The sequence below is a fragment of the Zarconia sp. genome (assembly GCF_057467645.1).
This window is the reverse complement of the sequence record NZ_JBRJXU010000152.1, coordinates 1-13,278: the sequence shown is the minus strand read 5'-3', so window position 1 is coordinate 13,278 and position 13,278 is coordinate 1. Positions and strand designations below refer to the sequence as shown.

Annotated in this window: 7 protein-coding genes; 2 read left to right on the top strand and 5 right to left on the bottom strand. The window is 51.6% G+C overall.

Annotated features, from left to right (window positions below; all coding sequences use genetic code 11):
• Positions 1-244 precede the first annotated feature (244 nt).
• From secA to AC2215_RS23070, 4 genes are all read right to left on the bottom strand, one after another.
• Positions 245-3,067: a preprotein translocase subunit SecA gene (gene secA / locus AC2215_RS23085; protein ID WP_486812371.1), complete on the bottom strand. Its 2,823-nt coding sequence runs from the start codon at positions 3,065-3,067 to the stop codon at positions 245-247.
• 405 nt (positions 3,068-3,472) lie between these two features.
• On the bottom strand, positions 3,473-4,750 hold the full coding sequence (locus tag AC2215_RS23080) for a glycosyltransferase (protein ID WP_486812370.1): 1,278 nt from the start codon (positions 4,748-4,750) through the stop codon (positions 3,473-3,475).
• A 79-nt stretch (positions 4,751-4,829) separates the two neighbouring features.
• Positions 4,830-5,261: a MarR family winged helix-turn-helix transcriptional regulator gene (locus AC2215_RS23075; protein WP_486812369.1), complete on the bottom strand. Its 432-nt coding sequence runs from the start codon at positions 5,259-5,261 to the stop codon at positions 4,830-4,832.
• A gap of 393 nt (positions 5,262-5,654) precedes the next feature.
• Positions 5,655-9,155: a WD40 domain-containing protein gene (locus AC2215_RS23070; protein WP_486812368.1), complete on the bottom strand. Its 3,501-nt coding sequence runs from the start codon at positions 9,153-9,155 to the stop codon at positions 5,655-5,657.
• A gap of 576 nt (positions 9,156-9,731) precedes the next feature.
• Between AC2215_RS23070 and AC2215_RS23065 the strand changes: the two genes are divergently transcribed.
• Positions 9,732-9,941, top strand: coding sequence for an NfeD family protein (locus AC2215_RS23065; RefSeq protein ID WP_486812367.1), 210 nt, complete (start codon positions 9,732-9,734; stop codon positions 9,939-9,941).
• Positions 9,942-10,151: 210 nt separating this feature from the next.
• On the opposite strand, the gene AC2215_RS23060 is transcribed toward AC2215_RS23065, so the two are convergent.
• Positions 10,152-10,457 (bottom strand): Precorrin-3B methylase, encoded by a 306-nt coding sequence (locus AC2215_RS23060; protein WP_486812366.1) that lies wholly within the window; start codon positions 10,455-10,457, stop codon positions 10,152-10,154.
• Between the two features lie 655 nt (positions 10,458-11,112).
• Between AC2215_RS23060 and AC2215_RS23055 the strand changes: the two genes are divergently transcribed.
• The gene (locus AC2215_RS23055; RefSeq protein ID WP_486812365.1) at positions 11,113-13,128 is read left to right on the top strand and encodes an abortive infection protein; all 2,016 of its coding nucleotides are present in this window, start codon (positions 11,113-11,115) and stop codon (positions 13,126-13,128) included.
• Positions 13,129-13,278: the final 150 nt, after the last annotated feature.

Sequence of the window (13,278 nt, the reverse complement as noted above, 5' to 3'; positions counted from 1 at the left end):
GCCAGCCGAAATTTTTGCGATCGTGGGCATCCCGGCGATCGACTTAACCAAAACTGACGTTACCGTAGGGCATACGGGAACTAACGCTTGGGGAGACGCGCGACCTCTGTTCGGTGTCAGAAATGGTACTGAGTAAGTCCGGGTCATAGAACCAAGAATCCCCCATCTTTTAAGTGGGGGAGTGTCAATAAGCCAGAAGGTAAATGACTCAGGGACTTCTACCAAAGTCCCCGAGCGGCTAATTCTAAACCATCTCCGACGGAGCTTGGGCTTGGGGCTGAACCTGCGGCTGGAACTGGAACATCGAGTACACCACGTTCCGACGAATATCCGTCATCATATCCAAGAACAGTTCGTATCCCTCGCTCTTGTATTCGATCAGCGGGTCTTTCTGACCGTAACCGCGCAATCCGACCGATTCGCGCAGGGCATCCATTTGCTGCAAGTGTTCCCGCCACAGGGTATCGATTTGCTGCAAGATGAAGAAGCGTTCCGCTTGGCGCATCAAACCGGGCTGGAGGCGATCGACCTGATTTTCTTTAATATCGTAGGCAATTCGCGCTTGTTCGTGGAGGAAGGTCTTAATTTCATCCACCGATAAATCTTCAATTTGACTCGGTTCGAGGTCGGCAAGCAAGTAGACGAATTCCTTCACCTTACTCACGAGTTTATCCAGGTTCCACTCTTCCGAGGGCAACTCGGGATTGATGTAGGCATCGACGATATCGTCCATCGTCTTCTCCCCGTAGAGAATTACCTGTTCTTTGAGGTCTTGCCCTTCGAGCACCCGACGGCGTTCGGCGTAGATGGCGCGCCGCTGGTTGTTCATCACCTCGTCGTACTCGAACACCTGTTTGCGGATGTCGTAGTAGTAGGTTTCCACCTTTTTCTGAGCGCCTTCGAGAGACCGGGTGAGCATTCCCGATTCGATGGGCATATCCTCTTCCACCCGGAAGGCATTCATCAATCCGGCAACGCGATCGCCGCCGAAAATCCGCAGTAGATTATCTTCCAAACTGAGGAAGAAGCGCGTGGAACCGGGGTCTCCCTGACGACCGGCGCGACCGCGCAACTGGTTGTCCACCCGGCGGGATTCGTGGCGTTCCGTACCGATGACGTGCAAGCCGCCGAGTTCGATGGTTTCATCGTGTTCGCGATCGGTTAAAGCTTCGTACTCCTGGCGAATGGCATTGTATACGTCCCGGATTTTCTGAATCACCGGATCTTCCGTGGGGGCTTTTTCCGAAGCCACCGCCAGCTTATCTTCTGCTTCCAATTCCGGCAGGCTGCGTTCGCCGTACTCTGCTACCGCAAACTCTACCGCTTCTTTGAGCTGGGCTTCTGTTTCCGGGGAAAGGATGGTGGGGAAAATCTGGGGCGAGACTTTCCAGGTCTTGGGCTTCTTCACCGAATCGAAACCTGTCGCTTTCGATCGCTTCTTCATCCCGGCCATACCCGCACCGAAATCCCCTTCATCCTCGGGTTTGACGATGCGGGGCATCAAGTACTCCCGCACCTTCAAGCGGGCCATAAACTCGGCATTTCCCCCGAGGATGATATCCGTTCCCCGACCGGCCATGTTCGTGGCAATGGTCACCGTTCCTCGCCGACCGGCTTGGGCGACAATTTCCGATTCCCGTTCCACGTTTTCCGGCTTCGCGTTGAGCAGGTTGTGGGGCACTTCCAGTTCGCTGAGGAGGCGAGAGAGGACTTCCGATTTTTCCACGCTGGTGGTTCCCACCAATACCGGACGACCGGTTTCGTGCATCTCGGCGCATTCCTCGGCGACGGCTTTCCACTTCGCCGGTTCGGTTTTGTAGACCACGTCGGAGAGGTCTTGTCGTTGCGGAGACCGGTTGGTGGGGACGATGGTGACTTCGAGATTGTAGATTTTCTCGAATTCCGCCTCTTCCGTTTTCGCCGTTCCCGTCATCCCCGCTAGTTTCGGGTATAGGAGGAAAAAGTTCTGATAGGTAATGGTGGCCAGGGTTTGGGTTTCCGGTTGAGTGTCTACCCCTTCTTTGGCTTCGATCGCCTGGTGCAAACCGTCACTCCAGCGACGACCGGGCATCACCCGCCCGGTAAACTCGTCCACGATCACCACTTCCTCGTTACGGACGATGTAATTGACGTTTTTAACAAAAAGCTGTTTGGCTTTAATGGCGTTAAAAATATAGTGAGCCCAGGGGTCGTTGGGATCGTAAAGGTCGGTAACCCCGAGCAACTCCTCCGCCCGCGCGAAGCCTTCATCGGTGAGCAGGACGTTACGCGCTTTTTCGTCCACTTCGTAATCTTTCGGTTCCTCTTCCGTCCCCATTTCCAGGGCTTGGGCGACTTGAGCGGCGCGAATGTACTTTTCGCTGGGGCGTTCCACCTGACCGGAAATAATCAGCGGCGTGCGGGCTTCATCCACCAGAACCGAGTCCACTTCGTCGATCGCGCAGTAGTTGAAGGGCCGCTGCACCACATCATCCATAGATGTGGCCATATTGTCGCGCAGGTAGTCGAAACCCAGTTCGGAGTTGGTGCAATAGGTAATGTCGCAATTGTAGTTTTTACGCCGTTCTTCCGGACTCATCCCCTGCTGGATTAACCCCACGGACAATCCCAAAAATCGGTGCACCTGCCCCATCCATTCCGCGTCCCGACGAGCAAGATAATCGTTAACAGTGACCAGATGAACCCCTTTGCCCGTCAATCCGTTGAGATAGGCTGGCAAGGTGGAAACCAGGGTTTTCCCTTCCCCGGTTTTCATCTCGGCGATTTGCCCTTCGTGCAGGATCGTCCCCCCCAAAACTTGCACGTCAAAGTGACGCATTCCCAGGACTCGCCGAGAGGCTTCCCGGACGACGGCAAACGCTTCTGGGAGAAGGTCTGCGAGAATTTCGTTGGTTTCCTCGTCGGAGTTGGCTTTGGCGAGCTTTTGTCTGAATTCGGCGGTTTTCCCCTTCAGCTGGTCGTCGGAAAGGGGTTGAATGTCTTCTTCGAGTAGATTGACTTCGACGACGAGGGGTTGGTATTTTTTCAGCTTGCGGGTGTTGGGATCGCCGAACAGATTTTTCAGCATGGTGGGGGAAAGGTGTAGGCCGGACTAATGTAAATTGTCTTTGCGAGAGATAGCGAAAGTGATGCTTTCAATGCTATCTATGTCACTTTATATTTTCATTACATCTTACCACTGCCACTGAGGATGGGGCGATCGGGCGATGTAGGGATACCCCGAATTGAGATCAGGAGACCGTCTTGAGCAGGGGAGGCTGGCAATCGCGGTGGAAGCGAAGGGAGCAAAACCCTTGAATTTTCGTTGCCGTAACCACCAAAAGTTGCCCGATTGTCAAAAACCGAGATCTGTAGGGTCTCCACACCAGTACCTTGCTCAAGACCGCTCGCAACACCAGTGTCCGCACCTAACGTGGCGGTGGCTGTATCTTGAAACCATCCTCACCCCATCCCTTCTTTTCGATGCAGATGTCTATGAGCATTGAGTGAGACACCGAACAATGACTTTGGCAGCGGTCTGCGCTCCCTTTTCCCTTTGAATTTTTTCTCCGAGCAATTTGGCAGCTTGCTTAACGTCTTCTGTCAGCGCATCGGTAATCGCCGCAGATAGGTTTTCGGCACTCAGTTGGGTTCTGGGAATCGGTTTGGGTCCGACGCCGAGTTCCCAAACGCGGCGACCCCAGGCAAATTGGTCGTTGGCATGGGGGATGAGGATGCTGGGAACGCCCGCTCTTAAACCCGCTGCGGTGGTTCCCGCACCGCCATGATGAACCACAGCGGACATTCTAGGAAATAACCAAGCATGAGGGGTGCTTTCCAAGATAAATATATTGTCAGGAACGGTGTCGAGCTTGACCATACCACTCCATCCCGTCGCTAAAACGCCACGTTGTCCGGAACGCTGGAGAGCATCGATGACTAATTCGGTGGTTTGTTCGGCTTGGGTGGGGTCTCCGAGGCTGCCGAAGCCCACGTAGACTGGAGGACTCCCCGCTTTTAAAAAGTCCTCTAGATCTGAGGGTGGATGCCAATTATCCCCTGCGTCGAGGAACCAGTAGCCGGTATTAAACACCTGTGCGGGCCAATCCAGTGGCTGGGGAAAAACATGGTTACTGCCAGACACGATGGTTGGAGCGTTTTGAGTCTGCTGCTGTTTAAACGGGTTGGAAAAATTTGGGGGAACGCTGCTAAATTCTTGTTGCCAGAATTGCTTGACCGCAGAACTCGACATCCGCCACATGACTTGTTCGAAGAGCAGATGCGTCAGGAGGTTGAATGTTTGGCCGAGTCGGAGGGAATCGTAGAAAATCAGTGACGGGTAGTCCCGAGTCGGTGTCATGGGAAATGGCGTCGCCAGAATACTGGGAATGTCTAAGGCTCGAGCGACAAAATACCCGATCGCCGCACCGGGATGATAGACGATCGCATCGGAACCCTGACAAGCATGATAGCAATCTTGCTGCATCTTCAAGGCAAGGGATTTGAAAGACCGATCCATCATCACAAAACTCAAAATTATCTTGAGTGGGTTGTCGGCTTTCATTTTTTGCACTCTCGGGTCCTTGGCAAGCTTGGATACGTCACCCGAAAGGGGATAAAACTCCAATCCGAATCCCTTCACCCAGCTCTCATAATTCTCAGGGGCCGCAATGCGGACGGTGTAGTCTCCGAGTGCTTCGATCGCTAAACCCAGCGCGAGATAGGGTTGTATATCGCCTCTGCTACCTGTGGCGAGCATTGTAATTAACATGGTTAATAATTAGTTAGTTAGACTAACTAATTATATCGCGGTAATTTAGGAAGCGACAACAGGCACAAGGTCGCAATCCCTACTTCACGTCCTGAAAACGCTTAACCAGTTTCATCACGATCGCTTCAAATTGTTTGGCTTCATCTTCACTCAAAGCCGTGCGGATAAAATCTCCATACTCTCGAAGTGCTCGATATTTAGCATCGACGAATGTTTGACCGGCTTCTGTTAAACTAATATAAAAAAATCGTTTATCTTCATGAGATTGCACTTTTTTGACGTATCCTTTTTGAGTGAGCTTGTTGATTCCAGCAGTAACGGAAGCTTTTGTTAAATCGAGCTTTTGAGCAATATCTGTGACCGTAGTTTTTCCGAGTTCGTGAATGGCTTCAATATATTGAAGCTGACTAATGGTGAGCTTAGAAATTTCAGAATTGCTCCCCACCTCTTCTTGTACTTTTTTAAATAAAGCGTCTAGAGTGTCGATGAATTCGATGAGTATTTTTTCCATGCTTTACTGGGAAGAATTGTTGATGGAGTTTAGATAAATTTAACCGCTCGAAGCTCAAAATGCTTATTCCGATCGGATTCGGGAGTTGGCAGGCGATCGGGAGGAGAGAAGAGCCAAAATCCAGACTCCATCTGGGTTGTCGCCAATTCGATCGAAGTTGGGTCAAACCTCATGAATAATGAGGTTCGACGAAAATCCCTCAAAGCCTTGCCCAATAAGGGAACTGGCAATTTACCCGAAAAACAGTCTGTTTGCGCGAGGTTCGCTCGATATCGGGAGTTGAGCGTTTGGTGAATAATGCAGGCTAAACTCTCGTTTTTCAGATCCGCTGTTTCCGTCAGAAGCTGCGGAGAGTGGGTCAATTTCCTAACATAAATCACGACCGATTGCAAATTACCAAACAACTGCCCCCAACGCTTGCAGGGCAGATTTTTGGGGTTCGGTGAGTCCCGTGGCATTGGTGAGATTCAAGCCTTCGTACGGGCCGGGGAGTTTGAGGGTTTGCAGGCATTCTCCCGTTTCTACATCCCATACCTTCATCGTTTCATCTTCCGATCCGGTGACGATCGCCTTTCCATCGGGACGAAACGCACTCCACCAAACAATGTGGGTATGTCCTTCGAGGGTTCCTAGGGGGGTTCCGGCGGGCCAATTCCAAAGTTGAACGGTACGATCGGCATTGGTACTGGCGAGGATGCTGCCGTCGGGGCTGAGGGTCACTTGATGAATGCCGCTGCCCAAATCCGATAACACCTGCAAACAGTCCCCGGTTTGAGTATCCCAGAGGCGAATGGTGCGATCGTCGCTGCCGCTGATGAGTTGCGTACCATCGGGGCTGAAAATGGCAGTGCGGACAAAATCTCCATGTCCGGTCAAAATTTTCGCGACTTCCCCGGTTTGGGTATTCCAGAGGCGGATAGTGCGATCGTCGCTGCCACTAGCGATTCGCATCCCATCGGGACTAAATGTGACGGAGTTGAGACCTTCGGTATGTCCGGTGAGGGTTTTGGGGGGAGTCGATCCGAACACATCCCAGATTTTGAGGGTGCGATCGCTGCTGCAACTGACCAGCGTGCGTCCGTCGGGACTCCATGCCACCCGCCAAACTGCGCCGTCATGACCGGTCAGAGTTTTCCAGCAGCGACCTTCGGTTAGGTCCCAGAGGCGGATGGTGCGATCGATCCCACTACTGGCACTCGCGAGAAATCGACCGTCTCGACTGAACGCCACCGATAAAATCACCCCCACGTGGTCGGGCCAAGGGTGGAGGCATTTCCCAGTCGTCGCATCCCAAACTCGAAGAATTTTGTCGTCGCTGCCACTAGCAATGAGGTTTCCGTCGGGGCTGAAGGCAACGCATTTAATGCTGCTATCGTACCCCTGCCAAGTGGTCAGACATTCCCCAGTATTGCTATTCCACAGCTTCACCGCCCCATCGACGCTGCCGCTAGCGAGAATGTCACCCTCAGGGCTGAAGTCGAGGGAATGCACCCATGCCTCATGTCCGCGCAGGATTTGTCGGCATTCTCCCGTCTGGGGATTCCAAAGGCGAGTGGTATTGTCGATGCCGCCGCTGGCGAGGATGCTGCCGTTGGGATGAAACCGAATCAGGGCAACACCGTTACTATGTCCGGTGAGAGTGCGCAGCATTTCCCCCGTTTCCAAGTGCCACAGTTTCAGGGTTTTATCCCGGCTGCCGCTGGCGATTAAGGTGCCATCCGGGCTAAATTCCACCGAACTCACCCCTTGGCAATGACCTTTTAAGGTTGCCGAACACAAGCCCGTTGCCACATCCCACAATTTAATGGCGCAATCCCGACTGCCGCTAGCGAGAGTTGCACCGTCGGGACTGAAAGCAATGGTATAAATGCGATGGCGATGTCCCGTCAGCGTATGGCGGCATTCTCCAGTTTGGGTATCCCAGAGGCGAATGGTGCGATCGTCGCTGCTACTGGCAAGGGTTGCGCCATCGGGACTCCAGGAAATCGCCCGAACCCGATCGTCGTGTCCGCGCAACAGGTTGACACAATGACCGCTGGGGGTGTCCCAGAACCGGATGGTGCGATCTTCACTGGCACTGGCGAGTAAAGTACCATCGGGGCTGAAGGCAACCGATCGCACCCAAGCGGTATGTCCGGGTAACACCAGTAAGGGTTTGCCCGTCGCCACATCCCACACTCGCACTTCCCCCCGGGCCTCTCCGGTGGCGAGTAAAGTGCCGTCGGGGCTGAAGGCGACGGTAAACACGCTGCTGAGGAAGTTGGAAAAGACGCAATCTTGGAAGTGGGAACCCTGAAAATTGACCTCGTGCAGGGTCATGCCTTGGAGGTAGGCTTGGCGGATGGTTAAGCCGGAAAAATCCGCGCCATGGAGGGTTTTGTTGGGGTAGAGGAGTAGATCTAACAGATTGGCGGCGGCGTAGGAATTTGCGCGAGGGGAGGTTGCTTTCAGGGCGGCGAGACTCGATCGAATTGACTCGATATCTCCAGAAAATCGATCGGCGATCGGCTTGAGAATTAACCGGGTTTGAGTTTCGCGAATGTAATCTTTCGCAGTGGCTTTGATAAACGTATATCGATCTAAAACGTCGAATTGATGGGTGTGAATTTCGGCAATCGCGTCTTCGACAAGGCGATCGAGAATGTATTCCATCACCACGTTTTGCAGGGTAAATCCACCGTCCACGGTTTCGACGAGCGATCGATGTTTCAGGTTTTCCAAACTTTCGAGCAATCGAGACAGGGAAGGTTCGGGGAGGATATCTTCTCGTAACTGGGCGATCGTCATCGGTTCCCGTTCGATGGCCAACCAAAAGACAATGGTGCGATCGAATTCCGAGAGGCGATCGATTTGGGTTTCCAGGAGTTTGCCAATGCCATTAAAAATCGTCGTTCCCTGGGCTAAAAACTCGGAAACGTTGCCAGCAAACAGTTGAACGATCGAGGTGGCAATGATTTTTAGGGCTAAAGGACTGCCCCCATACAATTGGACTAACTCCAAGAGTCGATCGGGGGTTCCCGTAACGCCTTTATCCTGCAAAATTTTCAACGCCGCCGATTGCAAGCCCGTGAGTTGCAAACTGCGCACCGGCAAACTTCCGCCTTCAGAAATTGCAATTTCTTGAGGCTTTTCCCGACTGGTAAATAGCAAGCAACTTTGATGGAACGAACCGCCAATTCGACGAAATAAATTGCCGTAGTCTTCGTAGCCCCGTTGATATTGACCGGCTTGGATTTTTTCAGCTAAAATCGACTCGACATTATCGAGAACGAGCAAACAGCGAAACTGTCGCAAGAACTCAACGAGTAAGGTAATTTTATCCCCCACGGATTCCGGGATATTTTTTACTTGTCGATCGCCGAGAATTTGAATAAAATCATCTAAGACTTTTTCGATGGGCGGGGCTTCTCGCAGACTGCGCCAAATAATATAGTCAAATTCATCCCCGAACTGCTGGGCAAATTTAATCGAGAGGGCCGTTTTTCCAATGCCTCCCATCCCCAATAGTGCTACCAATCGGCATTTATCCCCCAGCAACCATTGCTTCAGGATTGCCAGTTCCGCTTCGCGTCCGTAGAAGACCCCCACATCGATGGCTTCTCCCCAATCGCGATGGGTGGGATGGACGACAGAGAAACTGTCTGTCGATCGTTCTCGAACCCCATTTTCTCCCTCAATATAGACAATATCTTGCCAGTCTAATTGTAGTTTCTCGGAAAGTTCGACGAAATTGAGACGATCGACCGGTTTGCCGTTGAGGAAATTGTGCACGGTGGCGCGGGAGAGTCCGGTTTCCACAGCCAGTGCTTTTTGACTGGGGAAGCCATTGCGTTCGACGGCAGCTTTCACCTTTTGAATTTTATCCGGTGCAACGCGACTCGATCTCGACGACATTCTCGAACGGCTAGAGGATTTCTCTCATCGTAACTCGTTTTTTTGGAGATCGATTCCATTTTCGAGGACTTAAGAAGGTCGGGAGTGCATTAAAAACATGTATATTTTCCAACTCTTGTTCCTATAAATGAAGTATCTGCTAGGAGAGATGAAGGAAAAATTCGATTGCCAATATTGTCATGTATTCTCAAATAATTTGCGGCGATCGCGGTCTTCTCAAATCGTTACCGAGATTGATGTTTGTGGCATCTGAATGTGTGTTTGAGTGTATGCTTCGGTCTCGATTTTATTTAAAAATCGACGAGTCTCGATCGTTGCCAATGAAATTTCAATTATTACGGCGTCTCATTCAAGATTTTTCTTGTCAGTTTTGTGCACTATAAGCTTCTAAAAACTTCGAAAAAATGCGATCTAAAAAACCAATTCAAACTCTGTCACAAGGTCGCTCGTTTGAAATCATTTTTCTCCGGAATATCGATAGGGCGATGAGTTGTATAAGACAGAAGGAGTTGAACTTCAGCCATGCAAAATAAACTCCACCTCTTTCCATTTTTACCCTTTAGGAACTCTTCTACCATGACTCAAGCTCGTTCTTTCAATCTCACTGGAAAAGCGACCGTCGATGAAGTCATCTTACCCGATGAAAAAGGTCGCATCCGCTTTAAGGGTAGCTATTGGCCCGCTCGTTGTGCAAGTGGTGCGACACTCGCCCCCGGTCAAATTTGCTTTGTGATCGGTCGCCATGGCATTACCCTAATTGTCGAACCGAATCTGGGTACTTTTTAAGTGCCATTGACCGGTGTAATTAAAAAGCGCGATCGAGTCTCGTTTATTTGTCAATTTTACTGATGTGTTAGATGGAAATAATTCATAATTTGCAATAAATTTTGCTCTATCTAACGCATCCTAAAAACATGAATATTGGTAAAAATTATGTCATAATTGGGTTATGATTTGAGGAAAGTCAAAGGTTATGGATTCCAAATCAGTTTAAAATCAATTATTTTTTTTCGACTTCGATCGCGTTTGGCTATTTTTTTTGACTTTCGGCTTTTTTCCGGGCGGGGTGCGATGGGAACCAAAATATTTCTCGCTGCGATAGCGCAACCACACTCGCAAGACTTGGGGAATCTCGTCTTTTTCGGATTTGGTGAGAGTATTGTAGAGTTCGAGGGCTCGTTCCCGTTCCCGGCGGCAAGCGGCATTATTATGGGCATCCCAATACTTTCGGGCAACTCGGATGCGGCGACACACTTCTTTGATGAGTGCTTTTCCTTCCAAGGTTCGATCGTTTATTTTCATTAGTTTTAGAGCTTATGTTCGTGATTTTTCGAGCTATTTTTTTATTTTTAATTCAGTTTTTTCGTATAAATTCAATTTTTATGTTAACAAAAAAACAACCTGTAATTTCTAAGGAGAGGTAGAGCACAATGCAGAGAAAACGCCGACATTTTGCAACGCGACAAACAAGAAATAGCAAGCTTTGAGCTGAAGACTGAACACTGAGCGCTGAAGTGCGATCTTATTTAAGGTTTCCCGAAACCCCGAGCTCTGAATCTTGACGCGCGCTGACCTATTAAAAATTCCCCGAAATTCCGATCTGAATTGAGTTTGAGTCTTTTCTCTTCGTCTCGAAACACTCCCAACGCCGCAAACTAGTGCAGCGCGGCAGAAATAACTACCCAGGTCTTAACCGCTGAAAGCTATCTACAGTCAGCATTTTTAATTTTGAATTTTGCGTGCATCGCGAGCGGTGTCGGTTTCCGTCCCATTCAACTTTTCAAGACGCATTTTTCATTCTGCGTAGCAGCACTAGGACTAGAGCAAAATGCGTTTAAGATGGACGTAAAGAATCACTCAAGCACGATCGCCTCGATGGAATCCGATGTTTTATCCGACCGAGGACATTTCCAGTCTCTGTTTCCAAATACATTGATTCTTAATTGATTCTCAACGAATGATGCTAGCAACTCCCAAACATTGGATGGCGATCGCCACTGCTGCAATCGCCCTTTTCCCCAACGCCACTGCCATCGCCTTCGATCGGGGAACCTTGAAACAAATCCCGACCCAAACCCCAGCCAAAACGGCGACTGCAATCGCTTTCGATCGGGAAACTTTGAAACAAACCCCGACCCAAACCCCAGCCGAAACGGCGATCGAAGAACCGCTCGATTCGGGAACCCCAGACACCCCCGCCCCTAACCTGACGGCAACTTCACCCTATTATCCCGTCAGCGAGTGGGGTGGACGACTCATCCTGCCTCCAGAGGACGATACCGGGGTTGATTGGGTGTGGCTGGAAGTGTACAACGCACCCCTCGAAGCCCAACACCTAATCGGGGAAACCGTGCGTTTGGAATGGAGTGATGAGGCGTTGGTGCAAGCTTACGTCAAACTGGTGACGACGGGAGTGTATCTCAACCCGGACACCCGTGCCAGCGTCAACCGGGGAAACGTCCATCCCGTGCGCCTCAACGATCGTCCTCGGGTAGGACCGCTGCAATCCCTGGCAGGGGTGAGATCTGAAGACGATTTGGTGGTGAGTTTGGATAAAGTGACGGTGGTGAATGGCGAGAGTGCCGAACCGACGTTGCAAATTGCTGCCGATCCGGTGCAGGTGAAAGGTCGGATGTACGGATTGGTGCAGGTACTCGCCCCGGAACCCAGCGAATCCCCCGAGGAAGAGAAAGTCGATCGCCCTTGTCCGGGAGAATGCCCGATCGAATATTACCGCGTGCGCCACTACAACCGCGCCACCGGAAAATTTGACGGGCCCGAAGAAGTGGTGCGCTTTCCCCAAGTGGAACCGGCATCGGAAGACCACGGCATTTTTCACTCCACCCCCAATGAATGGCATCTCTCGCCGGCTGGAGAAGAAGGCTGGTATATCTACGGCGACACCGATGCCGAGGGAACCTTCACCATTCAATCTATCGAACCGCGCGGACTCCTGCGAGTGGAAGCCGATCGAGAAGTGACTGGTGTCGAGGCGGGGGCAATCTATATTGACGAGGAAAATTGGGAAGACACGGAGGCGCGCAAAGGAACCATCGAAACCGTGGCGATTTCCCAGGATGCCACGGAACCGGCTGCATCTCATTGGAAAGAGGGCGATCGGGGTTTGGTGTTGCACCTGTTTGGCGGCATTGGCGGCGATCGGGGTTTGGGGGCGCTGTTTGGCTTGGTGAACGGTCACTTTTCCTTCGGCTTAGCGCAGGTGGTGCGCGAACCCATCACCGATGAATTGCAATTTGCGATCGAATACCGCCAAGTCTACACCCACAATAAAGAAGGAATCGTTGCCGGGGCCCTATCTCGAGCGGCTTTTGCCGGCAACCTGCACCGGGGATGGTTGGGGAGTCGGCCGTTTTCCGATGCGATCGTCAAGCTCGATACCATTACCGAAGACTATAATTTTGACGGCATCACCATCTCTCCCCTGACGGAATTGATGAATCAACTCACGGTGATTACCTCGCGCTACCGCACTGGAGACGGCACGGGCAACTCCTCGGTGACCCCCTCCACCTCTTGCGTTCAGGACTCCAGCCAAGCCCTCTACATCACCATCGAACGCATCAAACAGCAGGTGAGAACCTCCCCTCAAATTCAAGCATGGCTGCAAGCCAATCCCGACGACCCCCAAACCCTCCGCTTCCAGCGATTGGTGGCGTTGGGTTCTGCCCTGGAAAAACAACTCGCCCCCTCGGGGATGGTGCGTCCGGACTGGAAACAGAATGCACGGGTTCTCACGGGGATTGCGTCGAGTCGAGAGCGCTTGGTACGGGAGCCATCGAGCTTATCGAACACCATTTTAAGCTGGCGCAGCGTTCTCCCGCGACGGGCCCACGACGAACTGGGCAAACTGTTTTTGGAACATGGGGCAAACCTGTGGGTACTCCGCAGCAACCAAGTAGGGGGCAACGATGAGGGGATTTTGCCTCTAGCCCCGGTGTTAGTTCTCGATTGATGGGTGTTGAGGGGTGTTGAGGGGAGGCGGGGACGCGGAGAGGGGAGAAACGGGAGCATCGGGAGAAATGGGAGCATCGGGAGAAATGGGAGCATCGGGAGAAATGGGAGCATCGGGAGAAATGGGAGCATCGGGAGAAATGGGAGCATC